The organism is Lujinxingia litoralis (assembly GCF_003260125.1).
GTDB lineage: Bacteria > Myxococcota_A > Bradymonadia > Bradymonadales > Bradymonadaceae > Lujinxingia > Lujinxingia litoralis.
The window spans coordinates 1-26,887 of record NZ_QHKO01000001.1; the positions used below are offsets into that span (position 1 = coordinate 1).

Annotated in this window: 20 protein-coding genes and 3 tRNA genes; 9 read left to right on the forward strand and 14 right to left on the reverse strand. The window is 64.4% G+C overall.

The window, feature by feature from the left end; genetic code table 11:
- The first annotated feature begins 163 nt into the window (after positions 1-163).
- Together DL240_RS00005 and DL240_RS00010 are read left to right on the forward strand one after the other, a co-directional pair.
- The gene (locus tag DL240_RS00005) at positions 164-1,297 is read left to right on the forward strand and encodes a hypothetical protein (protein WP_111727803.1); all 1,134 of its coding nucleotides are present in this window, start codon (positions 164-166) and stop codon (positions 1,295-1,297) included.
- Positions 1,298-1,493: 196 nt separating this feature from the next.
- Entirely contained in the window at positions 1,494-4,514 is a 3,021-nt protein-coding gene (locus DL240_RS00010) for a PD40 domain-containing protein (protein WP_111727804.1), read from the forward strand.
- On the opposite strand, the gene DL240_RS00015 is transcribed toward DL240_RS00010, so the two are convergent.
- The gene (locus tag DL240_RS00015; RefSeq protein ID WP_111727805.1) at positions 4,497-5,636 is read right to left on the reverse strand and encodes a metallophosphoesterase family protein; all 1,140 of its coding nucleotides are present in this window, start codon (positions 5,634-5,636) and stop codon (positions 4,497-4,499) included. The two genes, DL240_RS00010 and DL240_RS00015, sit on opposite strands and share 18 nt — an antisense overlap.
- Positions 5,637-5,733: 97 nt before the next feature.
- Here DL240_RS00015 and DL240_RS00020 point away from each other — a divergent pair, with 97 nt between their 5' ends.
- Both DL240_RS00020 and DL240_RS00025 read left to right on the forward strand, forming a co-directional pair.
- On the forward strand, positions 5,734-6,528 hold the full coding sequence (locus tag DL240_RS00020; protein WP_158542242.1) for an alpha/beta fold hydrolase: 795 nt from the start codon (positions 5,734-5,736) through the stop codon (positions 6,526-6,528).
- A 75-nt stretch (positions 6,529-6,603) separates the two neighbouring features.
- Positions 6,604-8,010, forward strand: coding sequence for a redoxin domain-containing protein (locus DL240_RS00025; protein WP_111727807.1), 1,407 nt, complete (start codon positions 6,604-6,606; stop codon positions 8,008-8,010).
- A 20-nt stretch (positions 8,011-8,030) separates the two neighbouring features.
- Here DL240_RS00025 and DL240_RS00030 read toward each other — a convergent pair whose 3' ends face one another.
- The 9 genes from DL240_RS00030 to DL240_RS00070 all read right to left on the reverse strand — a co-directional run bounded on the left by DL240_RS00030 (position 8,031) and on the right by DL240_RS00070 (position 18,730).
- Positions 8,031-10,991 carry an FAD-binding and (Fe-S)-binding domain-containing protein gene (locus tag DL240_RS00030; protein ID WP_158542243.1) on the reverse strand — a complete coding sequence of 987 codons (2,961 nt, stop codon included), beginning with the start codon at positions 10,989-10,991 and terminating at the stop codon, positions 8,031-8,033.
- A gap of 118 nt (positions 10,992-11,109) precedes the next feature.
- Positions 11,110-11,553: a 50S ribosomal protein L9 gene (rplI, locus tag DL240_RS00035; RefSeq protein WP_111727809.1), complete on the reverse strand. Its 444-nt coding sequence runs from the start codon at positions 11,551-11,553 to the stop codon at positions 11,110-11,112.
- A gap of 11 nt (positions 11,554-11,564) precedes the next feature.
- On the reverse strand, positions 11,565-11,966 hold the full coding sequence (rpsF, locus tag DL240_RS00040) for a 30S ribosomal protein S6 (protein WP_111727810.1): 402 nt from the start codon (positions 11,964-11,966) through the stop codon (positions 11,565-11,567).
- A gap of 104 nt (positions 11,967-12,070) precedes the next feature.
- Complete coding sequence (locus DL240_RS00045) at positions 12,071-12,295, reverse strand: hypothetical protein (protein ID WP_158542244.1); 225 nt, start codon at positions 12,293-12,295, stop codon at positions 12,071-12,073.
- Positions 12,296-12,397: 102 nt separating this feature from the next.
- Positions 12,398-12,988: an aminoacyl-tRNA hydrolase gene (gene pth / locus DL240_RS00050; protein WP_111728696.1), complete on the reverse strand. Its 591-nt coding sequence runs from the start codon at positions 12,986-12,988 to the stop codon at positions 12,398-12,400.
- Between the two features lie 108 nt (positions 12,989-13,096).
- Entirely contained in the window at positions 13,097-13,720 is a 624-nt protein-coding gene (locus DL240_RS00055) for a 50S ribosomal protein L25 (protein ID WP_111727812.1), read from the reverse strand.
- A gap of 214 nt (positions 13,721-13,934) precedes the next feature.
- A tRNA-Gln gene (locus tag DL240_RS00060) sits at positions 13,935-14,006 on the reverse strand.
- Between the two features lie 554 nt (positions 14,007-14,560).
- On the reverse strand, positions 14,561-17,266 hold the full coding sequence (locus DL240_RS00065; protein WP_158542245.1) for a DUF4397 domain-containing protein: 2,706 nt from the start codon (positions 17,264-17,266) through the stop codon (positions 14,561-14,563).
- 384 nt (positions 17,267-17,650) lie between these two features.
- On the reverse strand, positions 17,651-18,730 hold the full coding sequence (locus tag DL240_RS00070; RefSeq protein ID WP_111727814.1) for a glutathione S-transferase family protein: 1,080 nt from the start codon (positions 18,728-18,730) through the stop codon (positions 17,651-17,653).
- Positions 18,731-18,875: 145 nt separating this feature from the next.
- Between DL240_RS00070 and DL240_RS00075 the strand changes: the two genes are divergently transcribed.
- On the forward strand, positions 18,876-20,285 hold the full coding sequence (locus DL240_RS00075; RefSeq protein ID WP_111727815.1) for an HD domain-containing protein: 1,410 nt from the start codon (positions 18,876-18,878) through the stop codon (positions 20,283-20,285).
- A gap of 182 nt (positions 20,286-20,467) precedes the next feature.
- Here DL240_RS00075 and DL240_RS19855 read toward each other — a convergent pair whose 3' ends face one another.
- Complete coding sequence (locus DL240_RS19855; protein WP_158542246.1) at positions 20,468-20,623, reverse strand: hypothetical protein; 156 nt, start codon at positions 20,621-20,623, stop codon at positions 20,468-20,470.
- 197 nt (positions 20,624-20,820) lie between these two features.
- On the reverse strand, positions 20,821-21,369 hold the full coding sequence (locus tag DL240_RS00080; RefSeq protein WP_111727816.1) for a hypothetical protein: 549 nt from the start codon (positions 21,367-21,369) through the stop codon (positions 20,821-20,823).
- Between the two features lie 233 nt (positions 21,370-21,602).
- On the opposite strand from DL240_RS00080, the gene DL240_RS00085 reads away from it, so the two are divergent.
- Both DL240_RS00085 and DL240_RS00090 read left to right on the forward strand, forming a co-directional pair.
- Positions 21,603-21,686: transfer RNA gene (locus DL240_RS00085), tRNA-Leu, on the forward strand.
- Between the two features lie 190 nt (positions 21,687-21,876).
- Positions 21,877-21,960 (forward strand) — tRNA-Leu (locus tag DL240_RS00090).
- Between the two features lie 212 nt (positions 21,961-22,172).
- Here DL240_RS00090 and DL240_RS00095 read toward each other — a convergent pair.
- Positions 22,173-23,306 (reverse strand): hypothetical protein, encoded by a 1,134-nt coding sequence (locus DL240_RS00095; RefSeq protein WP_111727817.1) that lies wholly within the window; start codon positions 23,304-23,306, stop codon positions 22,173-22,175.
- 349 nt (positions 23,307-23,655) lie between these two features.
- Here DL240_RS00095 and DL240_RS00100 point away from each other — a divergent pair, with 349 nt between their 5' ends.
- Together DL240_RS00100 and DL240_RS00105 are read left to right on the forward strand one after the other, a co-directional pair.
- Positions 23,656-24,216: a hypothetical protein gene (locus tag DL240_RS00100; RefSeq protein WP_111727818.1), complete on the forward strand. Its 561-nt coding sequence runs from the start codon at positions 23,656-23,658 to the stop codon at positions 24,214-24,216.
- 26 nt (positions 24,217-24,242) lie between these two features.
- On the forward strand, positions 24,243-25,109 hold the full coding sequence (locus DL240_RS00105) for an SIR2 family NAD-dependent protein deacylase (RefSeq protein WP_146618005.1): 867 nt from the start codon (positions 24,243-24,245) through the stop codon (positions 25,107-25,109).
- Here DL240_RS00105 and DL240_RS00110 read toward each other — a convergent pair.
- On the reverse strand, positions 25,096-26,865 hold the full coding sequence (locus tag DL240_RS00110) for a GAF domain-containing protein (protein WP_111727820.1): 1,770 nt from the start codon (positions 26,863-26,865) through the stop codon (positions 25,096-25,098). The genes DL240_RS00105 and DL240_RS00110 overlap by 14 nt on opposite strands.
- Positions 26,866-26,887: the final 22 nt, after the last annotated feature.

Consider the following 26,887-nt stretch of genomic DNA (forward strand, 5'->3'; position numbering starts at 1 on the left):
GCCACGGAAGCGCCCCGAAGCGGTGTTTACCTTTGAGGGAGTGCGGGCGCGGAGATCCCACCGATGTCGGGGTTAGGGGGCGCCGAAAACGATCACGAAGGGGGGGAGGGACCACCCGGTTCACTCCGCAACAGGCGACCAGAGCTTAAGGGTGAGGTGTGTCATGCAAGAGGAACCCGAGACCTTGAACGCGCAGGAGCGCAGACGACTTGTGGGCTGGGTGGTGATCGCGCTGATCTGGGTGCTGATGGCCGGCGTCAGCCACGCCCAGGCCCAGCCGCCTGCTGGTGAGGAGGCCGCCGGGGCCGCGGGCCCCGACGCGCTGCGCTGCTTCACCTGCACCGACGACTGCCAGGCCCAGGGGGTAGCCCCCGGGGAGCGGGTCTGCACCGGGGCCGAGGGCCTGGTGGAGCCCATCCCGGCGTCGACGCCCAATGGCGAGGAGGGTGCCGCCTTTGCCCGGGCCGCCGCAGCGAGCCCGGGCGCGGGAGCCGGGCAGCCCTCCACGGCGGTGGCGGTGGTCCCCTGGCGATGGCGGCCCCGGGTGGAGACGCTGGTCATGGAGCTCCCGGGCGCCCCCGAAGCCCTCGAGGTCCTCCAGTCCGGCGAGCTCGACGCGCTGTCCACCTGCCTCTCACCGCGGGGCTACCGCACGGAGCCCTCGATCACCATCACCCTGCGCGTCACCGACACTGGCGAGCCGGTGGGGGTGCGCGGCACGCCCCTGAAGATGAGCGCGGCCGACGCTCGCTGCATGCTGGCCCGGGCCTGGGATTACCGCTTTGAGCTCCCCGGCGAGCCCGACCTGAGCGAGCCCGAAACCCCGATCTACCGCTTGGTTTACCGGGTGAGCTTTGAGCTCGTCAGCCCCGAGCCCCCTGGCGAGCCCTCGCTCCTGCTGGAGGGCTTCCGCTGGGTCGGCGCCCCGAGCGGGACGTCGGCCGAGGAGCCCGCCGCGATGCCGACCGCCCTGGCCGCGCAGGCGACCAACCTGCAACGCTGCGCCGACCGGCTCCGCACCGAACTCCCCCTGGATCTGGTAGTTGCCGAGGTGCGCATGGGGTGGCAACGCCCCCTGGAAGGGGGAGACACGGGGGATACGCAGGCGCGGCGCCCCGTGCAACTCGACCTCACCCTGAGCAACGAGAGCGGCACCGCCCATCCCTCCCCTCAGGCGCTGAGCTGCGTGCAGGAGGCCCTGCTGGGCTGGGAACTCCCCGCCGACCAGGTCGCCGGCACTGGCCAGGCCACCTTCTACCTCACCTTCCGTCCCCCGGGGTGGATCGGGGCGCACTGACTCACCAGGCTCCCGCAGGTCGGCCCCGAGCACCGACCTTCCGGGCCTTTCCTGACCCGTACCTCGGGCAAGGCGCAAAACGCAGGCGATGCTTGAGCATCGTCGAGGCTTTGCAACGCCTCCCGAGGTGCTTTCAATGCAGCAGACACGGCATCAACACTGGCTCACGGCGTAATACTGGTAGGGCAAACGCGCCATGCTTTCTTCGCCCCGGGCGGGGTGCTACAACCCGACCACCATGGACGTATTCTCCCCCACCGCGCCGCCCGGCGCTCGCCAGATCCCCTTCGTGCGCTCGGCCCTCTTCGCCCTGGTCGCGCTGCTCCTGCTGACCCTGGTCACCCCGAAGGCCAATGCCCTCGACGATCCGGAGCGCGAGTACTTTACGCTGACCACCCCGCACTTTTACCTGCACTACGACGACCAGACCGAAGCCCTGGCCCACCGCGCGGCGGTCGCCTTTGAAGAGGCCCACCAGATCCTGACACCACTGCTCGACTGGGTGCCCCGGGGGCGCACCCACGTGGTGGTGAGCGACCGCATCGACACGGCCAACGGCTTTGCGCGGGTGTTCGGGCGCAATTTTATCACGATCTACGGGATGCCCCCCCAGGCCGACAGCGTGCTCGGCTACTACGACGACTGGCTCCGGGTGCTCGCCTACCACGAATACGTCCACATCCTGCACATCGACACCAACCCGGGGATTCCGCAGCTGGTGAACCGGGTGGTCGGCAAGCAGTTTCACCCCAACGCCACCCTGCCCCGCTGGTACACCGAGGGGATCGCCACCTACTTTGAGACGGCCCACGCCGGCACCGGCCGGGTGGAGAGCCCGCTCTTTGGGATGTGGCTTCGCACCGCGGCGCTGGAAGACCGCCTCTTTACCCTGGGCCAGTCCACGGGATTGCCGGTGCAGTGGCCCTCGGGCAGCGCGGCCTACCTCTACGGCGGCTTCTTTGCCGATTACATCGCCCGCCATCACGGCCAGGATTTCATCAAAGAGTTCAACCACCGCTACGGCCGCCGGGTCATCCCTTACGCGCTCAACCGCACCGCGAAGCAGATCAGCTCGCAGACCTTTGATGAGCTCTGGGCCGGGTTCACCGCCGAGGCCCAGGGCAAGGCCCGCGCGCGCCAGGTGCTCACCCACGCGCAGGGCGCCTCCCCGGTGAGCTTTGTGACCCGGGGCGGCGGACGCCATCAGTACCCGACGCTGCGCCCGGGGCCGCGCCCGGAGATCACCTACTACGCCTCGTCGCAGCGCGGACATCCCGCCTTTGAGAGTGTGGTCGCCGGGGGGCTTCAGCCTCGCCAGCTCCTGGAGGCCGAGGGCGGTGCCGGCCCGATGGCCTGGACCCCCGATGGGCGCACCCTGGTGTACGCGCGCTCCGACACCTACCGCTCGGTCTACGCCTACCAGGACCTCTTCGCCTACGACACCCAGACCGGGCTCACTCGCCGGCTCACCCGCGGCGATCGCGCCCGGGAGCCGGCCCTCTCTCCCGATGGACGCCTGGTAGCCCACGTGCGCAATCGCGGCGGTACCATGGAGCTGGTGGTGCGGGAGTTCGATGAGCCGGAGCAGGCCCGGGTGCTCGTCTCGGGCCTGCATCACGCCCCGGACGACGACGCGCACTGGCAGCAGATCTCCCGGCCGATCTTCGGCCCCGAGGGCGATACGCTGATCTTTAGCTGGTGGCGCCTGGACCGCCGCCAACGCGACCTCTGGGAGGTGAGCTTAAGCGATGGCGCGCTGCGCCAGCTCACCGATACCGCCGCCCACGAGATGGATCCGCACCTGGGCCCCGAGGGGGCGCTCTACTTTGCAGCCGACGTCGAGGGCGTCTTCAACATCTTTGCCATGGACCTGCACAGCGGTCAGGCCTGGCAGGTGAGCAACGTGATCACCGGGGCCTTTTCGCCGGCGGTCAGCCCCCGGGGCGACTTTATCTACGTGAGCCTCTATACCGCCGCCGGCTTTGAGATCGCGCGCCTCCCCCACCCCCGCACCCGTCGCCACCCCGACCGCCGGGCCACCGAACGCTCCCGGGCGCGGGTGCGTTTTCCGGAGCCCGAGCTCGATCTGGAGCCCGCCCCTTACCGGGCCGCGCGTTGGCTGGCCCCACAGTTTCTGCGACCGGATGCGGGCGTGCTGCGCTCGGGCGCGGGCTTTGGCGCCTCGATCGAGGGCGGTGACCCGCTGGATCGCCACACCTACACCCTCTCCGGCGGGGTCACCACCGCCGAGGGCTTTGACGACCCCAGCGCCGGCCTGGGCCTGATCTACCGCTACGGCGGGCTCCCCTTTAACGTGAGCGCACTCGCCCGTTTTCAGGACTACCCCCGTACCCGCCACCGGGTGGCCGAGAGCCGCTACGTGCCCTTTTTGGAGCGCCAGTACCTGGGCCAGCTCTCGCTCTCGTACCCGCTGCGCGTGCTCTCGGATCGGGTGGGGCTCTCGGCCAGCTACCGCGCCGAATACACCACCTACAAGGATCGGCCCCCGGTGGTCCATGAGCCCGGTGACATCCGCCCCCGCGAGCCCCTGCTCGGGTGGTTCAACGAGCTCTCCATGGGCCTCTCCTACAGCCGACTCTACCGCTACCCGGAGTCGATCTCGGCCGAGCGCGGCATCTCGGCCAGCATCTCCATGGGCATTCAACATCCGATGCTCGGCCACCAGAACAACGCGCTGACGCTGGGCTGGGGACTGAACGCGTACTACCCCAACCCCCTCTTTGAGCGTCATGTCCTGGCGCTGCGCCTGCGCGGCGCGCTGACCCGCAGCGCCAGCGGCCGGGAGGGCCAGTACAGCATCGGCGGGTTGAGGCCCCAGGAGATCTTCACCTCGGTGATCTTTCAGGAGCCCCGGGTCGGCTATCCCATCCGCGGCTTTGAGCCCGGCGCGATGCGCGGCTCGCAATACCAGCTCGCCAAGCTGGAGTACCGCTTCCCGATCCTGGATCTCGACAAGGGCTTCTCCACCCTCCCCCTCTTCTTTCGGCAGATCAAAGGCCAGGTGTTCCTGGACACCGGCTCGGCCTACAACGGGTACCTGAGCGACGCGCAGATTCTCACGGGCATCGGGGCCGAGGTGCAGCTCGACGCGATCCTGGGCTACTACGCCAGCAACAGCCTGCGCCTGGGCTACGCCCGGGGCCTGGGGCCCGAGGGCCTCTCCGACCTCTACCTGCTCTTAGGCGCCTCCTTCTAGGCTCGTTGCGGCCCCGTTGCGCCGGGCCTCGCCAGCTTCCATCTCCGGCGCCACGTCGTCGCGCCAGATGCGCCTGCTGCCCTGGCCCACCGAGCGGGGGAGCTCCTGGCGCGGCACCACTTCATCGAAGTGCTCCCCGCGGTAGGCGTCGACCTGGCGCACGCCATCATGACCAAAGCGCACCAGGGCCACGGAGCGATCGCTTAAGCGATCGTCGCCAATCAGCGTGCGCGGCCCCGACCCCAGGCACGCGCTGTGCAGCAGCCCCAACCCGCCGCGTTTGCCGGGATAATAGGCGTGGTGATGGCCGGCCACGTAGAGATCGACCTCGTAGCGTCGCAGCAGCCCTTCCAGCGCCTCATCGCCCAGCGACTCCTCGGCCTTCTCCACCGCCACCGGATGCAAGGGGAGGTGCCCGAAGACGATCTTGACCGGGTAGTCGTCGCTCGCTTTGAGAATGCCCTCCAGCCAGTGCCGCTGGGCCTCGTCCAGGGGCCCCACGGTGGTGGCGTCGAGGGAAATAAAGAGCGCCGGGCCCATCTCAAAGGCGTAATGAAAGGGGTAGTTGCGGTCGTCGACAAAGGAGACCTGCGGCCGGCGATCCTGCCACTGGCGGGCAAACTCCACGCGCTCCTCCCAGAACGCCGGCGATCCCGAGGCGTCGTGGTTCCCCGGCGAGATGGCAAAGGGGATGTGGGCGCGGGCCAGAGGGCGGGTTAGGGCCTGATGAAAGGCCTGCCACATCGCGCCGTGATCGAGCCCCTGGCGCTGTCCGGCCACCAGATCGCCGGGGCTGATCACCAGGTCGGGGCGAGCCACCTCTGTGAGCCAGTTGACCGCGGCGTGCACTTCTTTGCCGTACTCGGTCGAGCCGTAGGACGCGTTGAGATCGGAGATCACCGCCACGGTCCATTCCTGCTCTCGGGACGCATCGGCCGCCGGGGGCGCCTGGGCGTGCGGACTGGCCGGGGCCGGCGCATCCCCGGGCGTGTCGGCATCGGCCGCTCCGGAGGTCGGAACCGGCGCGGCGCCCGGAGGTCGCACCGGGGTGCCGCCCATCACGGGCACGGCGAGCAGGAGGCCCCCCAGGGTGGCCGCGGCTAGAATGAGCTCTCTGCGCATGGTATCGCTTCTCGAAAAGGGCCTGACACGAAGGGCGATTCTTAGAGGGCCCCGCCAGCCTGTCAAAATTTCTCCCCCCGACCCCCGAGCGATTCCGATGAGCACCTTCGAACTCTCCGACCGCGTCACGCTCCACTTTGAAGCTCACGATCAGCACAGCCAGGGCCCCTGGCTGGTGCTCCTCAACGGCATGACCCAGTCCACCCAGCACTGGATGAGCCACGCCCGCGCGCTGCGTGATCGCTACCGGGTGCTCCTCTACGACGCCCGCGGTCAGGGCCAGAGCCAGGTCCCGGCACAGGCGCCCACCCTGGCCCAACACGCCGCAGACCTGGCCGAACTCTTCGATCACCTGGGCATCCAGCGCGCCCACCTGGCCGGCTTCAGCCACGGAGCGCGCGTGGCCCTGGGCTTTGCCAACGCCTTCCCCGAGCGCCTGGATAAGCTGGTGCTCTGCAGCGCGACAGCCCGGCCCACGGCCCTGGCCGACACGATCGTGCGGGCCTGGTACGAGGTCCTGCGTACCGGCGGTCTGGAGGCCATGGCCTGGGCCTCGCTTCCCACCATCCTGGGGAGTGACTTCCTGGGATCGCACCAGAAGTTTCTGAGCAACGTCGTCAAGGCCTCGGTCCAGCGCAACCAACCCGAGGGCGTGCGCCTGTTGCTCGAAGGGCTGATGGCCTTTGAGCCGGTGGCCGAGTTGGCTGCCGATCTCGATGTCGACGCGCTGGTCATCTCCGCCGATCAGGATCTCCTGGTCACCACCGAAGGGGCAAAAGCGCTGGCCGACCTCCTCGATGGCGAGCACATTCTGGTGGAGCACTGTGGCCACACCATCCCCATTGAGCGGCCGGAGGCATTTCGCGATGCCCTGACCCGATTTCTGAGCTAAGCCCGGTCCAGCGCCGCGGGCATTCCGGGGGCCACAGGGCGCTCAATCGGCCACCCGAGCCCCACGGAGCCCCCCATGCCACAATCGCCCTGCACCCATGGCATTCGTCCGCCGGAGTTTCCTGAGCTGCCCTGGCTCAACACCGAAGCTCCCCTGCCCCTGCGAGAGCTTCTGGGCAAGGTGGTGCTGGTGGGGTTCATCAGCTCCAGTTGCATCCGCTGTCAGGAGGGCGTCCCGCTGATGCGGCGCACCGTGGAGCGCTTCTCCGACGACGAGCTTCAGGTCATCGCCGTGCACTCCCCGCGCTTTGATGGGGAGCGTGATCTCGACTACCTGCGCCTGGCGATACGTCGGGTCGGAGTGTTGGCGCCGGTGATCGTCGACAATGACCACCGCGTGGCCGGCCAGTTCAATGTGCGTCGGCTCCCCTCGCTGGCGCTGATCGATACCCGGGGCTACGTCTGCCGATTCTTTTGCGAGGTCCCTGAGCCTCAGAAACTCTTCGACGCCATCGTCGCGCTCCTGGGGGAGCGCGACGAACTTGCGCCCCGGGAGGAAGCCCCGCCGGCCGACACCCCTGCCCCCCGGTCGCTCTCCTTTCCCGGCGGCGTGACCGCCGACGATCGTCGGCTGATCATCGCCGATACCGGTCACCATCGTGTGGTCATCGCCGATGTCGATGGCCAGGTGCAGCGCGTGGTCGGCGGGCCCCACCTCGGGCTGGAGGATGGCGACGCCGACCAGGCCCGCTTTTACGCACCCCACGGACTGACCCTCCGCGACGATCATCTGGTGGTCGCCGACACCCTCAACCAGGCGCTACGCCGGGTCGACCTGCTCACCGGTCGCACCTCCACCTTTTGTCGGGTGCCCTCGCCCTCCGAGAGCGCTTCGCCAGCCCCCTGGTCGGTGAGCGCCGGCGGATCGCGATGGTATGTGGCCTGCGCGGCCACCCACCGACTGATGCGCATGGACTTCGACGGCAGTCATATCGAACGCTACGCAGGCACCGGTGACGAAGATCGCATCGACGGTCATCGCTCCCGCGCGCGCTTCGCTCAACCCACCGACCTGGTTCTGGAAGACAACCAACTCTACGTGATCGACAGCTCCTCCTCGGCGCTACGACGCATCGATCTCCGAACCAACCGGGTGCAGACCCTTTTAGGCCAGAGCGTCTTTAGCTACGGCTTCGAAGACGGCCCGGGCTCCCAGGCGCTGCTTCAACACCCCCGCGGACTGGCCATCTACCAGGGCACGGTCTACATCGCCGACAGCCTCAATCGGGCCGTGCGCTACTTTGAGCCCGCCCATGGCGAACTCAGCACTCTGGAGAACCCCGAGTTAAAATTCCCCGCCGCGATCTGCGCCACCGCGGAGGGGCTTGTGGTCTGCGACGCTCACGATCACGCGCTCTGGCGACTCGATCCGCAGGGCCCCACCTGGACGCGCCTGGAGCTGACCTGGCCCGACGCCGACTAAGCTCGACTTAAGCGCCGAGCTTAGCCTCGTTTCAGGCGAGCGCGCAGCGCCAGGGTCGGGTGCAAGGCCTCCCGTTGGGCGCCATCGGCGATCTGGTGCCGGCAGGACGTCCCCGGCGCGATCATCACCTGCTCGGCGCCCATCTCGCGCACCCGCGGCAAGAGCACCAGCTCGCCGACCTTCATCGACACCTCGTAGTGCTCGGCCTCGTAACCAAACGAGCCTGCCATGCCGCAGCACCCGGTGCGCAGTGTCTCCACCTCGTAGCCCGCCAGCCCCAGCGCCACTTCGGTCGCCGTCGTCCCGCAGATGGCCTTCTGGTGGCAGTGCCCATGCAAGAGCGCCGACTGCGGGCGACTCGTCTCAAAGAGCCCCTGAGGCCAGCGCCCGGCATCGACCTCCGCGGCGATGAACTCCTCAAAGAGGAGCGCGCGACTGGCAAGGTTGTCGGCCAGCGCCCGCCAGCGCTCACTCACCAGGTCCGGCAGCTCATCGCGAAAGGTCAGGAGGGCACTGGGCTCCAGGCCCACCACCCGGCGTTCGGGATACGCCTGGAGATCGGCCTCTACGCTCTCCAGCCCCGTCTCCATCAGCTCGCGAGCGTGGCGCACCATCCCCTTGGAGAGGTAGGTGCGCCCGTCGTCACGCATCCCAAAACGCTCCACCCGATAGCCCGCCGCCTCCAGCACCTCGACGGCGGCCAGCCCCACCTCGGGCTCGCTAAAGTCGGTGAAGGGGTCCACATAGAGCCAGACCGTCTCGTTCTGGGCGCGGGCATCGGGGCCGGAAAGCCGCCCGTCCTTGCGGGCCCGCCGCAGCGCCGCATCAAAGCTGCGCGCCGCCATCATCGGCATCTGACGCTGCGGTGAGAGCTTAAAGAACGCGTTAAAGAGCGCGCGGGTCAGAGCAAAGCTGAGCATGAAGTTCGCAAGCCAGGGCACCAGCGCCCCGAGCTTGCTTAAGCGACCGTAGTGCCCAAAGAGCAGCGCCCGTGCCGGTGTGCCCTGACGATCGTAGCGCTGCTGCAGAAACTCCGCCTTCATCTTGGCCATGTCCACATTGGCCGGACACTCGCTCTTGCATCCCTTGCACGAGAGGCAAAGATCGAGGGCCTCAGCCAGCGCATCGCTCTCAAAGGCGGCCTCCGGCTCGTCGCCGGTCAGCAGCGTACGAAAGACATTGGCACGCCCGCGCGTGGTGTCTTTCTCGTCGCGAGTGGCCATGTAGCTGGGGCACATCGTCCCCCCGGCCTCGGGAGCCTTGCGGCATACCCCGGCGCCGTTACAAAGCTCAGTGGCACGCACCAACCCACGCTCGGCCTCCCACTTAAAGTAGGTGCGCAGCTCCGGGGTGGGCTTACCCGGCACAAAACGAAAATCGGCGTCAATAGGTCGCGGATCGACAATATTGCGCGGATTGAAAATCCCCTGAGGATCAAAGCCCTCTTTCACCTGACGATGCAGCGCCATGATCTCGGGTCCGTAAAAGCGCTCCAAAAGTGGCGAGCGCACCCGGCCATCGCCGTGCTCCCCGCTGATGGCGCCGCGGTAGCGGCGCACCAGGTCGGCCACATCCTCAGCGATGCCCTTAAAGCGGCGCACATCCTCCGGGTCTTTCAGGTTGAGTTCCGGGCGCAGGTGCAACTCCCCCACCGAGGCGTGCGCGTAATAGACACAGGCGGTGTTGTAAGCGTCCATAATCCCGGCGAAGTCGCGCACGTAATCAGGAAGCACATCCACCGCCACCGCGGTATCCTCCACCACGGTGACCGGCTTCACATCACCCTCAATTCCCATGAGCAGCCCGAGCCCGGCCTTTCGCAGCTCCCAGACCGCCTTGTCCTGCGGGGCCCGCAACACCGGATAGGCGTAGCCCATATCCAGCGAGCGGAACTCGGCGATCAACCGGTGGCAGGCCTCTTCCAGCGCCTGGTGGCTCTCCCGATAAAACTCCACCACCAGCACCGCGTCCGGATCCCCCTCGACCCAGAAGCGATTCTTGGACTGCTCGATGTTCTGCTTCGTCTGTTCGAGCACCCGACGGTCAATCAGCTCCACGGCGGCCGGGTCGTGCTTGACCGCCACGACGGTCGCCCGCAACGACGCCTCCAGCGAATCGAAGTGCACGCAGACCACGCACTTCTCCACGGGCCTCTCCACCAGATTGAGCCGGGCCTCGGTGACCAGCCCCAGGGTCCCCTCGGTGCCGCATAAGAAGCGCGCCAGCGAGAAGTCCTCGCCATCTTCGGTATAGGGGGCCCGCCAGAGGATGTCGTCCAGGGGGTAGCCGGTATTTCGGCGCACCACGTCGCGGCGCGGATAGCGCTCCTCAATCAACTCGCCATGCTCGCGTACCACCCGATCGAGCACCCGCAACGCCTCGCCAAGACGATCGCTCTGGTGCATCCGATCCCGCAGCCCTTCGGGCGACCAGGCCCCCACGCGCTCAAAACTCGCGTCGGCGAACACCACCCCCAGCTCCAGGACGTGAGCCATGGTGTTGCCGTACAAGATCGAGTGGCTGCCGCAGGAGTTGTTGCCGATCATCCCACCGATCATGCACCGGTTCGAGGTCGAGGTATCCGGACCAAAGAAGAGCCCATGCGGCGCCAGGTAACGGTTGAGTTCGTCGAGCACCACGCCGGGCTGAACCCGCACCCACTTCTCCTCGACGTTCAGCTCCAGGATCTGGTTCATGTGGCGACCCACATCGACCACCAACCCCTCCCCCACACATTGCCCGGCCAGGCTGGTCCCGGCGGCCCGTGGAATCAATCCCAGACCGAGGGCATCGGCCGTGCGTACGATCGCCTGCACGTCTTCGACCGTGCGCGGAAAGACCACCCCCACCGGCTCGGACTGATAGACCGAGGCGTCCTGGGCATAGAGCGAGCGGTGAAGGTCATCGAGCCGAAGCTCGCCTTCGAGCTCGCCGGCCAACTGCTCCAGCGTATCCGTCGCGCGGGTCACATCGATCGCCATCGGTTCTCCTGAGCGCCTTATCAAGGGAGGTGGCGCAACCTCACAGACCAAAAAAAAAAGAGCCCACGATGCATTCATCGCGGGCTCTATATCGCTTATGCCCGAAGGCAAAGCCACCTTACATCGCCACAACCCACAGAACAACGTGGGCGTAGACGCCGCTGGCGAGCTTGACCGGCACCTTGTAGATGCCCAGCTCGTCGATGCCGCGGCCAACTTCGATGAAGCGATGCTCCAGCTCGAAGCCTTCCTGCTTGAGCACGTCGGCGATCTCACGCGAGGTCACCGAGCCGTAGAGCGCATCGCCCTCGGCCACGCGCTTGGGAATGGTGATGCTCACGCCGTCGAGCTTGGCCTGAACACCCATGGCTTCTTCGCGCTCACGCTCTTTGCGCAGCTCGATCTGGCGCTTCTTGTGCTCCAGCGCCTTCTTTTCAGTGGCGCTGGCCGGAAGGGCCATACCTTTGGGAATGAGGAAGTTCCGGCCGTAGCCCGGAGCAACCTTTACGATCTCACCCATCTCGCCGAGATTGGGCACATCTTCGGTCAGAATGACTTCCATCTCACAGCCTCCTATTCGTCGTCGTCCTGAGCCGGGATGACCTCTTCGACCTCTTCCTCTTCGGGGCGCGCCAGGCGCTCCTCAGCGATGAGATCGTCTTCCAGCTTGACGGTCAAAAACTTCAACACGGAGTCGATGAGCTTCAGGTTGCGCTCGATTTCCGCAACCGTGTTCCCGCCGACCATGTAGCGGTAGTACTGGTAGTTGCCCCGCTCAAAGCGGCGCGACTCCGACTTGTCGTGGATCTCGTAGGCGAGCTTGCGCTGGCCCCAGTCGTCGAACTTGAGCAGGTGACCGCCCTCGTTCTCAATGATCCCTTCGACGCGCTCACGCAGACGAGCGAATTCCTCTTCGCCGGCGTCGGGGCGCACGATGTAGATCGTTTCGTACTCGCGTAGTCTCTCTACAGCCATGAAATAACCTCTCGGGTAAAGCCCCGCCTCAACAGGTACGGAGCGAGGTTCGTGCCGGCCTTTTACTAAGGCGCGACGCAATCCTGGTTAAACTCAAAAAAGCCTCAGGCCAGCTCTTCACTACCATCATCATCGGTATGGTGAGCCAGCTCATCGCTTACTTCTTCGCCCCCATCGTCATCGGTGTGATGAGCAAACGCAGCGTCGATCTCTTCGCTGCCGTCATCGTCGGTGTGGTGCGCCATCGCCGTCGAACTAAAGCCAAGCGCGGCGAAGAGCACCAGTGCGGCCGAGGTAAGGCGAAGGCTTTTGAATTGCATCCACATCATCATCACACTCCTAATCGGGGCACATCAGGCGTGCCCGTTCGGGGGGTGGAACCCATACACCCGACCGCCAGGATTTGCCAGCAGAAATTAACGAAGCCCGCCTCAACGGCCATGAAAGCGGTTCTGAGCGGCGGCAACGCCCTCCGAGAGGATCGTCTCCACGGCGTCGCAGGCATCGTCGAGCATGCGCTCCACCGCCGGAGTTTCATCGGGACGAAAACGCCCCAGCACGTGATTCGTCACGTCCCCGTGCTCTGGACGACCGATTCCCAGGCGCACGCGCAAAAACTCCCGGGTGCCGGTTTTAGCGACAATGTCTCGAAGGCCGTTGTGGCCACCGTGGCCACCGCCCTCCTTGATCTTCATCTGCCCCAGCTCCACATCGAGCTCATCGTGAAGCACGATCAGGCTAACGGGCTCCACGTTGAAGAACTTCATCGCCGGAGCCACCGACTTGCCCGAGAGGTTCATGAACGTCAGCGGCTTCAAAAGCGCGACATCCACCCCGCAGATGATCCCCGTGGTATAGACCCCGTGAAACTTCGACTGCGTCACCGTCAGGCGATAGCGCTCCGCCAGCCGGTTGACCGCGGCAAAGCCGATATTATGGCGCGTACCTTCGTATTTAGGCCCCGGGTTACCCAGACCCACGATCAGCGTACGACTCACCCTCTCCTCCTTCGGAGCGAACATGCGGCGAAATACATCCAACACTTCTGCCTCCGGGGACCAAAACCCAAAAGACCGACGGCGACAGGCGCCCTCGGTCTTTTGAATATTCGGTCATACTTACGCTGTAGCTCAGCTGGCCTTCTTGGCCTTCTTCGCCTTGGCGTCCTCTTCTTTGGTGACTTTCTTGCGCGGCATCTGGATGCGAATCAGCGCGTAGTCCATCTTGAACGCCGGCTCAACGCCTTCCGGATAGCTCAGCTCACCGGCCATGATCGCCCCTTCGGGAGCCAGCTCGGTGACGTCGATCACGATGGCCTCGGGAATATCGCCGGGGCGCGCCGCAACTTTGACGTCGGGCTGAATGATACGCAGGCGACCGCCCATACGCACGCCCTTGGCGCGGCCGGTAGGCTCGATCGGAACCTTGACTTCAACCGGAACATCCATATCGACGGCGACCAGGTCGGCGTGAATCACCACGCGACGAATCGGGTCGAACTGATAATCGCGCAGCATCACGTTTTCGATGGTGGTGCCGTTATCGAGCGCGATATTGAACACCGAGTTGATCTGGAGCTTCGTGTCCATGATCTTGTCGAACTCGGCCGGGTCCATCGCCAGCGAGACGTTATCGGTGGTCGACCCGTAGCAGATCGCCGGAATCAGACCTTGCGCGCGCAATTTGCGAGCAACGCCCTTCCCGGACTCCGCGCGAACCGTCGCGTTCAGCGTGGGGTTATTCTTCGAAGCCATGACATCCTCCAATGATCCCCTGGACGTGCTGGCATCTTGTTCACCAGCGCGAGGGCGCGATTGATGCGTAGTCGGCCAGGTATGCCGCTCGCGTTTCGAAAAAAAACCGCGCCGACCTCTCAGTTAAACTCGCCAGAGAGGCCCAGCGCGATTGTCGTCCTCATGCAGCTCAACGGGCAAACTCAGACAACGAGTAGCAGGAGCTGATGTGAAGCTGGGGTGCTAGGATTCGAACCTAGGAATGCCTGGACCAAAACCAGGTGCCTTACCACTTGGCTACACCCCAAGGAGTGGCTATTGAAACCACTGTCGGGCGGTGAAGTGTTACTCCGTCCCGATGGGCAGCTTAAGTAACACCGCCCCCCCACCCTGTCAACAGGTTCTCCAAAAAAATCTCATAATGTTTTCGGGTGCACGTACGTCGCCCACTGCGCCGCGAATTCATATCGCGAGGCGCGGGCCGCTCGCTGCTCCTGAGGGCCTCCAACGAGCCTGGGAGGCTACGTCGCACGGAGTATCCCCCACCTCGTGCTCTTCATCTTCTAGCCGCCTCCCGGGCCGTCTACTCTTCATCGCCCACAGAAGTTCAGCTCACCTGAAACGCCCGCGCGCGCATGGCTTCCTCTCCTCTCTCAGAAGCATCCCTCTCTCGGCGAATGTAGCCTGCCGCCACCATGGCCCCCGTGCGGCTCCGACGAAGCGTGAACCCCACACACTGCCCGGGTCCTCGGCGATGTTCCGACACGCTCTCCAACAAAAAAACCCGCGGGTGTTAGCCCGCGGGTTCTTTACGTACGCGATGCCATCTCCGGGCACGTGCTGCCCGGAGATGCTCAGGCCTTATCGGCAGATGCCGAAGACGCCGAAGAGAGGGCCGTCATCCGACCACGGCTCACAGACCGTACCGTCGGTGCAGCCACCACCACCGTAGAAGTCGCACATCTGCACGCAGATCCCCTGGGGCTCGACGCAGGCATTCACGGCTTCCACGATGCAGAACGAGTTCTCGTCACACATCTTGCCACCGTCGGCCACGTCGCAGGGCTGAAGTGAGCGAATCTTCTTGTCGGTGCGCTCCACACAGTGGCCCGCGGAGGTGCTGGCGCCATCGGGGGTGATCGGCGAGCAGGCATAACCTTCGGAGCAACCACTGTCGCCGCCATCGCCGACGAAGGGTTCACACACCTGGCTGCAGACACCACCGGGGGCGCCCAGCTGAGTCGCATCGGTGAAGGCACTCTGCAGGAAGCCACCCAGGGTGTTGCTGCGACGGGCGCAGACCATGCCGGCCTCGCAGTTCTGCTTGGAGGGCTGACCGCAGTCTTCACCGAAGGCTACGTCACCGGAGGGCTGGCAGTAGGTCTGACCTTCAGGGCCAAAGCAGCCCTGCTGATCGGCGGGGCAGTTCGGATCCGTGTTGTCCGCCCCGGCGTTGCACGGGATACGGCACTTGCCGAAGTTATCGATGCCTTCCTGCCCGACACAGATCTCGCCGCTCTCGCAACCCAGCGCGTCGTTGGTTTGCTCAGCAGGCTGGCAGTAGCTGCGGCACACGCCGGCACCAGTGCTGGTGGCGTCACAGTGAGCGCCGTCCACACAGTCGGAGTCCGACGAGCAGGCATCGCCCACTTCGTTGCCGTTCGAGGGGAAGCACACGCCGCTGCCGTCACCAAAATCATCGCAGCGATCGTTGGCGTTGGTGCAGCCACCCACGCCCCACTGGTCAGCGTTGGCGCAGGTTTCCAGGCAGAAGCCCGATCCGATGAACGCCGCACCCTGAATCAGGTTCAGGCAAGTTCCACCAAGCATACGCCCCACCGGAGCCGACAGGTAAGGCACCGAGCCCAGCGGCGAGGACTCCGAATCAAGCGCAAACTCGGTCGTCACGGCACCGGCTTCCGCGGTGAAGGTGAAGATGCGCAGCGCCTCGTCACCTTCAAACGCGCCGGTTGCAAAAACGTACACATCGTAATCCCCGGCATCCAACTCAATGTAGTTGCCGATGGCGCCAAAGGTTGCCGCGGTGAGCGCGTAGTGACGGTTGCTGGCCACACTCACATCGGAGTCTTGTTCCACAAAGACCACGTCCACCGAGCCGGGAAGCGCCACTGCATGGACCACGCGAACCTTCGCGGCACCGCTGACCGAAGCTTCGTCGCGGGCCACCGGCACCGTGAGCACCGAAATACCGTTGTCAGCATCGGCATTGTCGACCGCCGCAATCACAACCGCGTCGCCAGCATCGACCTCAAGCTCGCCGTCAAAGAGCACGGCACCACCGGTGGCGCGCACCACCACCTGGCGCTCACCAGCGTCCAGGGAGAGGAAGCCTTCTTCACCGGCAATGTCACCGAAGGAGACGTTCTCCAGGATCACCTCACCGTCGACCAGCACGTCGACCGCGGGCAGTTCGGCACCGAAGTGCGCGATCTGGGTGTAAGCACCGGTGGACGCCGACGGGCAGGTGGCGTCGCGCTGCGCCGCGTTACCCAGCGTCGGGTCGCACGAGGGCAGGCAGCGACGAACACCTTCGTCGATCTGGATGCAGGCCGAGCTATCGGGGCACTGCGTGTTGTCCGAGCAGTTCTCGTAGAGGTCGCGCTCACGGGTGGTCTCCCGAGCACACAGACCGTCAACACCATCGACCGGCACGCAGGCCAGGTCGTCGCCGCACTGAGCACCATTGTGACCGAAAGGCTCGCAACGATCGCCGCAGAAGCCCATGCCCATCAGCGCGCCACTGGTTTCGCCGATACACGCCTGGTCGCCGCCACACTGGCCGTCGTTGGAGCAGGGACGGGCGCAGTAGCTTTCGTGCGTATTATTGCCGGTCTGAATATCGATCAAAGAATCGACACCGGTCACGCACACAAGACCTTCTTCGCAGTCGCTGGCCGCGGTGCAGCTCTCATTCTCTTGAGCGTTGCCGGCCGGCAGACAGGTGCGCACGCCATTCTGCAGGCCGCAGTGCACGCCGTTGGCGAAGAGCGCCGGATTCTCAGCCACGATCTCAGCGCAATCCTCTTCAGCGCTGAGCACGCCACCGCATTCCGAGGGGCGGCAGACCGGCTTGAGCTGGAGCGAAACGTCGGTCACGCAGGCCTGACCGGAGCTGCAATCGTAAGCCGAGGTCGCCTGTCCTCCGTTACCGCACACGCGATACTCGGTGCAGGTTTCGTAACAACGCGGCCCATCGCCGATATCTTCACAGGCGAACCCGGAACGCGTGGCGTCACCCGGCACGCAATCCTGACCGACTTCGGTGCACTGGCGCGGGGTAGTGCGGCAGAGACCTTCGTCACAGACGTAGCTTTCCGGGCACTGAGAGCTGCGCGAGCACTGGCGCTCCACACAGGCGCCTTCATCGTCGCAGGTTTGCCCCGGCGCACAGTCCGTGGCGGTGTCGCAGCTGGTGTTATTGATGCACTGTCCCGCAGCGCACTGCTGATGACCTTCACAGTCAAAGTCATCAAGACACTCGGAGGAGCGGAGCACGCACTCCCCGTCAAAGCAGGCCGACCCGGCGCCGCATTCATCGTCACTCACGCACACGTCATCATCTGGCCCACATGCTGACACGGTCAGCGCGAGCAGAGCGACGCCGAGCAACGCCCAAAGTTGTGAAACCGACTTCCTCATAAAACCTCCATGCGATGCCCGGCGGTGGGCAAAATTCGACTCGTGGCAGGACTGCGCACCTTAATGGAGCCGCGAAACAGGTGTCAATCACCTGGATCCGGCACATTCAAAAGACATGCCACCGGCCACATCTTCACAGCCACACTACGTGCTTCGTGCAGAAATCCGGGAGCTTAGCGCGCCCGGCAAATTGACAAATCGTTATCGGATGATTCGCGACAGGGGTCAACCGATCGTTTTTGCACACCCATATTTAAGGTGTGTTCACAGCCAGATCGACCTCTATCACACTCAACGAAGCCCCAGTCCGGGATACATCTTGAGCAGTTCCACGGCCTGCGGACGCGCGACAAGCTGCTCCACCCGTCCGATCAGCGCTCGTTCCACCGACGCACCTCCATCCCCGAAGAGCTCCCGGCGACTGGCGTACCCCTCCTCGATCAACTGAAGCCAGCTCTGAAGCCGGGAGTAGAGGTAGCGCGAGGGGGCAAACACAAAGCTCGCCCCGTCGAGCAGAGTCGCCTCCACCATGGCGGGTCGTTTGCCCTGCCCCATCGCTTCCAGGTTGGCCACCATCACCTCCCAGTAGGTCCCGAGCGCTTCCCCCATCAGCGACTCCACGGCCTGGAGTGAGGCATCGGTCGCACTGCCCACCTCCACCTCGCCAAGGAGCATGGCGTCAAAACGGGCTACGTAGGCCCGGACCCGCCCAAATTCGGCGCTACGCAGCACCCGCGCACCGCTGGGATCGCTTGCGTATTGTCCCAGCGGGCCGTAGCACCCGAAATCAGCCAACGAAGGCACGTCACCAAATAGGTAGAGGCGCCCATCCCCCAGGGCGGCTTCGAGCGCCTCCAGCGTGCGCCTCGCGCTGCCACTCAACACCTCGGCGTTCGCCGGGCCTATCCCCCAGTCTTCCAGCCGAAATCGAATCGCCTGACCGGCCGCGCGTCCCAGCAGGCGCCCCGCCCCGGGGAGTCCTCCGGTGAGTTCGGCGCCGATAAGCTGCTCCACGTGGCGCACGTCCTCGGGATGGCCCCAGCGCGATTGCACCATCCAGCGCACCATCCACTCATCGGCAAAGTCTTCCAGCAACAAACTCAGCGTGTCGATCCCCGGGGGCATATAGAGTTCTCGGGCGAGCTGCGGGAGGCGCAACACATACTCGGCGATCGCCGTAGAGTCATTGATCGCCCAGTCTCCGTTGCGTAACACCGGCACCATCGTCTTCCCGGTGAGCCGACGAATCAGCCTGTAGCGACGCACCACATTTTGAATCACCAGGCGATGCTCCACGCCCAGATAACGCAAGAGCGCGGCGACCTTCATCGAATAGGGGCTGGCGCGGCTGATGAATAACTCATAGGACATAAACGCTCCTCGTTGAGGCGCTTCCGGGGATGCGAACCACCGGTCTGCCCGACCCGCAGGCGCGACCCGCTATGGTGCGACGACACTGAAGTGCCATCTCTCTTAGCGCCGGCTTCTGCGGCTGGCTACCTTCTTTGAGCCTCCTATGTCTTCGTCCAACCCCTTTGGTAGCCTTCCCGAACTTCGACGCGACGCGATGGGCACCACGGTACGGGTGCCCGAACTGCGCAACATCGCGCTAACCCCGCGCGTCGAGGCGATCCTCGACCATCCGGCGTTTCAGCGGCTGCGCCGGGTCCGCATGCTCGGCCCCACGCACCTGGTCTACCCGGGGGCTGTGCACACCCGTTTTGAGCATTCTCTGGGCGTCTACGGATGCACGCGCTGGTTTCTACAGTCACTGGGACGCATCCCCGAGCTGGCCTCTTCGCTGAGCGAGGTCGATCTTCTGAGCGTGCTCGCCGCAGGCCTGCTCCATGACATCGGGCACTACCCCTTTGCCCATAGCCTGGAGGCCCTGCACCTCAAAGGCGAAGACACCCCACGCCACGAGGAAGTCGGCGGTCGGATTATTATGGGGGAGTTCGAGGCGTTGCGCGGCGAACGATCCATCGCCGAGATCCTCAGCAGTCAGTGGGGCGTGGAGCCCGAACGTGTCATCGCGCTGTGCACCGGCAATCTGGGGGCTCGCCCCTCGCAGATCGATCAACTGCTGCACTCGATCATCAGCGGAACGATCGACGCCGATAAAATGGACTACCTGGAGCGAGACTCCCATCACATCGGGGTGCCCTACGGGCGCACCTACGACCGAGAACGTCTGCTGGCCAACCTGACCCTCAACGCCGATGAGACCCGCCTGGCGATTGCCGCCAAAGGGAAGGTGCCCGCGGAGATGTTTGTGTTCAGCCGTTACACCATGTTCAGCGAGGTGTACTGGCACCACACCGTGCGGGCGGCCAGCGCGATGGTCGAAAATGCGATCGCCGCTTTTCATAGTCGTGCGCAAATCGACCCCGACGACTTCCTGGGCTACCTGCTGCGCTTTGATGATGAGGAGCTACTGAGCTGGCTCTTTGAGCACTCCCCCGACCCGAGCGCCCCACGCTTTTTACTCGGGGGGCTTCAAACCACACGACGACGCCTCTACAAACGCGTGGCGACCTTCAGCCGGATCTACGCGGAACGCGATAAACAGCGCGCCTACGAGACAATCTATCAGATGGAGCGCGCCCAGCTCTTCGATCTGACCGCGCGCCTCAGCGCCCGCCTGGGCTCCGCCGTGGGGGTGCCTCTTCATCCGGCAGCGCTGATCATTGACATCCCCCCGCGGGACAAAGATCGCATCGACTCCATCGATGTCGTCTACCCCCGAGCCCGGGGCAAACGCTTTTATCCGCTCCACCAACTCTCGCAGGTCGTCAACGGGATCCAGGATGACTTTATCGCCGTCGTCAAAAAGATCCGAATCTTCGCCGAACCCTCGCTGGCCGCCCAACTGAGAGATCTCAAAGGCGTCGAAGATCTCCTTCTTACCGAAATTCTTAAAAGTTAAGACCACATAGTTCCGACTCCCCTTCTGAGAGCCTTCACAATTCGGCGGACATCCGAACACAAAAAGAGCCCACGAGTGAACTCGTGAGCTCCAGGGGACCGACTTCGATCCATAATGTTACTCCCACGCAACCTCCAACGCATATCCGGGTACAACATCGACGTTCCAGACTCCGCCAACGCTCAGGGGGTGTTTGAGCCCGGACGATCGCCAGCGCTGGTTTCACCATCGGCGAGCGCAAAACGCTCTCGACGCTGACGCACCATGGCGATACCGGCCCCCACCAGTAGAAGCGCCGGAACGCCAATAAAGAATGCCATCACAATCCACTCGAACATGGTCGTCCTCCTGATCGGGTTGGGATCGACACCGAACTCCCCGGGGTGCCCGGGCCCCGTGGAGCACACGCCGACACAGCGCCAGCGCTCTTACGGTACAGGCATCGCGCCTGCCCGCAGTTCCCCCTAACGTAGACACCCCCTGACCAGGCGCAAGCAATGGATTTCCAGCGTTTTTGAGAAACCCGACCTATGATTCAGCGCTCAAAGACCAACAGGCTAAAGACCTCACGGAGCGCCGCGGGAGCCTCCACTGTCTGCTCAAGATACGCGGCCAGGCGTGCAGCCGCTTCGGCACGCACCTCGCCAGGAAGATCGCGCCCCACGAGCTCCTGCCAGACCTGCTGCCCCAGCGCAGCGGTCGGCCCGGCCCCCAGGATATCGCGCTCCGAGGCTTTATCCTTCGCCCCTGACGGTGCGTTGGGCAGCTTCTGAAGACCCTGTTCCCTTTCGGAAGACTCCCCGGAAGCCTCCCCCGTCACCGGGGCCCACCACGCTCGAAGTCGCTCCAGCGGATCGCCGGCGCCCGGGGAAACGTTCTCCGGCAGGGGCAAGCGCTGTGCCTGCGCAACCCACTCACCAAACTCAAACAGCGGCGCCTGTTCCACCGCCGCACTCCCCTGCTGCACCAACTCGGCAAGCGCCTGAATCGGATCGCCGGCCGGGCCAGGCTCCAACCACAGTGTCGGCAGCTGCGCAGCCAACTCCATCGCGCGCTCCAACCTCAAAAGGGGATCTCGAGCCATGTTCACCACTCCTAAAAGTTCATACCCGTGCCAGACTCCCCCCGGCGCCGCGTCACATCCATCGCCGCGGAAGAAAGAGCCTCAGAAACACCGGTACTCTATGTCTGCTTGTCCCATTGCACCAGCCGGCGCACGAAAATCGACGCCGGTGCAACTTTTCCATTGACACCCTCTCCTCCCGGCGATACATACCCTTCCACGTTGAGCGTCGCTTCACAGACGGTCACAGCCACGCGGAAGTGGCGGAATTGGTAGACGCGCTGGCTTCAGGTGCCAGTGGTGGCAACACCGTGGAGGTTCGAGTCCTCTCTTCCGCATCTCAAAAGCCGCACCCCTAAAAGGGTGCGGCTTTTTTACATGTATGCTCTCTCAAGCTGACCCGTCGCGCTCGGCAGATCTGTACTTAAAAAAGTTCTCTCGTGACGCATAACGCCTGTTGACAGACCCGCGCCCCGGGTCTACAAGACTTCTCACGTTGACCGTCTCTTCAAAGACGGTCACAGCCACGCGGAAGTGGCGGAATTGGTAGACGCGCTGGCTTCAGGTGCCAGTGGTGGCAACACCGTGGAGGTTCGAGTCCTCTCTTCCGCATCAGATGCAATATAAAGAAGCCGCCCTCGTTTTCGAGGGCGGCTTCTTTAGTTTCTTGCGCCGGGAAAATCAGGTCAGCTCACCACCGTGTTTGAACATTGGGTCTGACGCATAAAAAACGCCCGGGCCGAATTCGACCCGGGCGTTTTTATCAAGACGACCTCCCCTCTTTGCTGCTCCGAGTTCGGAGTAGCAAAAGAGGTAGCGTGGCCTTATTCCGCAGCCGCTTCGGCTTCCACGCCGGCGATCACCGCCGGAACCGCCGAGAAGGTCAGGCCGGCGCTAAACGCGTCAGCATCGCCGTCGCCGTCGATGTCGATGTCCGCCAAGCTGCTCACGAGCGGAATCGTGCCGCAGAACCCGGCAATATCACCGCAGATCGCCTCATCATCCACACAGGAGTCAAGCTGCGCCTCGCTGAACTCCGGACAGGCCGGCTCGCCGTTGTCCAGAGCGACCAGATCGACCAGCGTCTCCGGATTGCCCAGGCAGCCACAGTTGGCGCCGACCTTGTTCACCTCGTCGATCAGCTCTTCGAAGATGATCAAACCGCCCAGACGACCGTTCTCCAGAGTCACGCCTTCTTCCAGCGAGCTCTCCTCAGCAACGACATCCGCTTCGATGGTGGCGTTACGCACCGAGAGCGCGAGTTCCAAACCGAAAAACTCGAGTACGATGACAACCGTACCCGGACCGGCTTCCACAACCGGGATGCCACCGTCATCAATGATGGTAGCGTTGGGCAACACCGCCTGCGGCGCCGTACCCTGGTCGAAGCTGGCCGGGTCAATCAGCTCACCGTTTTCCGTGCTCTGCGCACCGAGCATGAAGTTGATGTTGAAGTTCTGCCCCGCTTCCAGCGCCGTGAGCCCATCGTGCTCCAACACCAGGCTGATGGACCCATCGGCGATGCCCTCGGCGATGGCATCGTTGGCCACGTCCACACCGCCGTTCGGGATAAGATTCGCCAATCCCCCCAGGGCATTATCTATATTATTATTATCGTCGAAGTCGTAGCAGCAGGTGTCGTCTGCAATCTTCAGCTCGCTGATCTTGGACGCCGTCCCGAACTCAAAGGTCTCCGGATCGGCATCACAACGCTCCGAGGCTCCTTCTTCGCCACAGCGGGGGGGCGGAGGAGCGATGTCCACGCCGTCTCCCGGCCCGTCGCCGCCATCTTCTTCAACGTCACCGGAATCTTCACCACCGGTATCGTTATCACCGGCATCCGTTTCCACGTCGGTGTTGCTGTCGCTGTCGCCACCACAGGCAGTGAGCGTGGACGTCGCCATACCGGCGCTGACCAGGAGAACCATCAACAGTTTCAGCGTGTCGTTAACCTTCATTTCAAACCTCCAGAGGGGATCACGCGCCCGACCTCGCCATCGAGATCGCTCAGACGCTCTGCTGCCAGTCCAGCAAGGCCGGCGAGCTGTTTCACAAGACGAAACATCAAGAAGGACGCTAGCAAAGGAGCAAAACCAGGGTCAAGTTTCTCCTCTCGCTCTACGGGGTAAGCGGTCCAGAAAACACCACGCGTAGCCACGTTTTCCGGCTCAGCAGGGATCCGCGGTGCTCATCGCGGGTACGCTGGACAGGTGAGACCGCAACGCTACAATCAGCGCCCCGGCTCAGCGCTGCGCGCCGAGCCCGGCCCTCTGACCCGCTCACCCCGACCAACCGCGTGAGATCTCCGTGAAACTCTCCTTGTTCGCTCCCATCGCGCTTTGCCTTACGCTTGCCGGCGTTCCCACCTTTGCGCAATCCCCTCCGGAAAGCGACACCTCCTACGCTCCGCAGATGGTCCCGGAACACCAGCTCCTCGTCACCTCCGGGTTTAGCCGCTCCCCGCTGAGTTTCCCCTGGGACCTGCTCTCCTCCCGCGAGGTTGCTCGCGAGGGCCGCGTGGACTTTGAGCATGTCTATGACATTCCTTTTTCGCAGGTCCGCACCGAGGTCGAAAGCACATACCTCGGCCGCAAAGACTTTGCCGGCGTCACTCCCGAAGCGGTCCCTCACTCCGACGTCGGGCACCTGCGAATCATCGGCATGGAACTGGGCCAAACCCGCGCGCGCCTGCGCCTGGGGCATCCGGATATCGCTCCGCAATTTAGTGTGGAGTTGGAGGCCGATGGCCGACAGACGCGCGTGCTGATTGAAAACACCACGTCCAATCCATTCTACAGCGGCTTCACCCCGGCGCGCGCTCCCTTTGAGCCGGCCGGCGCGGCCCCGATCCCCTTTCGCTGGAACTGAACTCCCTCTGCAGCACGAGCCGCCCGTTGCCTAATCACCTCGTTCGCACCCTGGCGCGCGCCCTCGCCGCCCGGGCAGCCGATCTCCTTCCACCGGCGCTCGACCCGCGTCTGAGGAGCCAACGCATGAACTTGCCGGCCATCGATCGCGCCGCTCACAGGCTCATAGGCTCGCCCACCGTACTGGTGTGTGTGGGCAGCGGCCTCTCAGCTGAATCCGGCGTGCCCACGTTTCGTGGCCCCGGGGGGATTTACAGCGACGCGGAGATCGCGCACCTGACCCACGTCGATACCTTTGAGAGCGAGCGCGAGCGCGGGCACATGCTCCACTGGTATCAAGAGCGGCGCGAGCAGCTCCACACCATCGAGCCCAATCCGGGCCATCACGCGCTGATCGGACTTGCTCAGACCGGCGACTACACCATCGCTACTCAGAACGTCGATCACCTGCTGGAAGCCGCCAGTGATCAGGCCGGATTCCGCCCGGCCATCTATCACCTGCATGGCTCCCTGCTCTCGGTGCGTTGCCACGAGTGCGACTATCAAGTCGAAGATCTGCACCTCGACCTTCGTGAGCAGCCCCGCTGCCCGAGATGCCAGGGCCCCCTTCGCCCCGGGGTCGTCTGGTTCGGAGAGGCGCTCCCGGAAGACACGCTGGGCAAAAGCATGAAGCTCGCGCAAGAGGCCGACATCTGCCTCATTCTTGGTACCAGCGGCCTGGTCTACCCGGCGGCCGCCCTACCCGAGACCGCCAAACGCTTCGGTGCGACCCTGATTGAGGTTAACCCACACCTGAGCGCCCTCTCCGACATCAGCGACATCGTCATCCGCGGCAAAACCGGCGAGGTCCTTCCGGTGCTGCTGCGCCGGGTTGAGGAGCTTAACCGGGGTTGAGCGCCACCCACTGAGGCCCTCCCAGGGTCGCAAACCCAAACGCCAGCTCCCCGGCAACCAGCTCCCAAAAAAGCTGTCCCCCCAGCCCCGACCACCACACCCAGTCGGTAGTGCGCTCCACCTCGACGGTCAGCACGCCCAACGCTCGCCCCGCATACACGACGGGAAAGGCCAGCGTCGCGTACGCGCTCTTGCGTGCTGGCTTGTAGTACTCGCTGAGTCGCCGCCACCCCTGCTCCTGCCTCAAGCCGGCCCAGGCCGGACTGCGCGCATCGGCAATGCGTCCACTTTCCTCATGAATCCGAAGCTCATTCTTAAAGCGCAGCCCCTCGCCGCTTCCATGTCCCCCGGACAGGGTGACCGGCCGCGCCAGACGTACGGCCAGCGCAGAGATTCCGGAGTCTGCTCGGGCCTGAGGCGCCACATCGATCGGGATCTCCAACTGATCAAAACGCGTCCACCCGCAGGGGTGTGCATAGCGCAGCCACCGCTCTCCTCCCCGATCCACCACATACCCAATGGCCAGGGAGGGCACTTCCACGCGCTCGGCCACAAGCGCCGTAACGCCGGCGATGTAGGCATTGATCACCGCTTCGCCAGTCTCATTGCCTCGCAGCTGGAACTCGGCAATCCGGCGTATCTCTTGGACAATCTGGAGTTTGCTCGCGCCGAGCACATACATCGAGGAGTGGCGCAACACCCGGGCCAGTTGACTGGCGATCTCGCTGATCAGCTCCACGGCATGCGGAGTGGGCTCCTGCGCCTGCAAAAAGTGGAAGGCCACATATCCCAATAGCTCGTCCTCCCCGCGGGTGTTGCTGAGCATCGGCACCATCCAGCACGCTCGCGACACCGGACGCTCCTCAATGGCATGCCACTCGGCCAGCTCTCGGTCCGGCGCATCACTGGCCCGCCACCCGGAGCGCGTCTGGCCCGACTCCTCGTCGGTATCATCCCCCGGACGCACAAACGCATGATACGGGGCCGCGGGATCCTCCCCATAGCGCCGCATCGTCTCGCTGACGAGCGTAGGCTCACCGCCCGCCTCAATGGCCATCCCTACCAGCCGACGCGCGCCATCCCCACCACTCCCCTCGGCCTCAAAAAAGATACGCTCCGCCAACACATCAAAGCGCTCCGGCCCCTCGCCCTCTTTTGTCACCACAACCGGCGAGCTGCTCAACAGGATGGAGGCCGAATGGTCACAGCCCAGCCACTCCGCGAAGCTGCTCATCAGCTCGTAGAGCTGGGCTTTGACCGCAAGATCGCTGCGCTCATCAAAGAAGAGCCGCACCGCATTACGCCGATAGACCCGCAGGGCCTCGGCCGTCATATGTTTGAGATCTCGAAGCGCGTCCGCAGGCAGCGTCATGTCGGCGCGAACGAGCGCAAACCCCAGAATCCTACCCTCGGCGCTCGGTCCGCGATCGGGCACCTCCACCATCTGATACTGCACCGACGCGCCCCCACCGGGGGCCTCCCACACCAGGCGAGGACTGCCATAGCGCCAGTTCTGTAAGAGCTCGTGAAAATCCCATCTCAGCCCCTCGTCAAAGGTGCAGGCATCCACACTCACCGAGTAGGCGCCCAGGCGCATCAACGAATGCTCAAACCCCGGGCAGACCAGGACACGCTCCACGCCAAAGAACTGCATCCAGGGGCGCAGAAAGCTCTGCAAGTGGAAGGCGATGACCTCCTTGCCCTCCCGTGAGAGTTCGAAGCGTCTGGACGCGGAGCCTGCGTCGTTTTCGGCCATGGTCGGGTCCTTATTCGGTGTG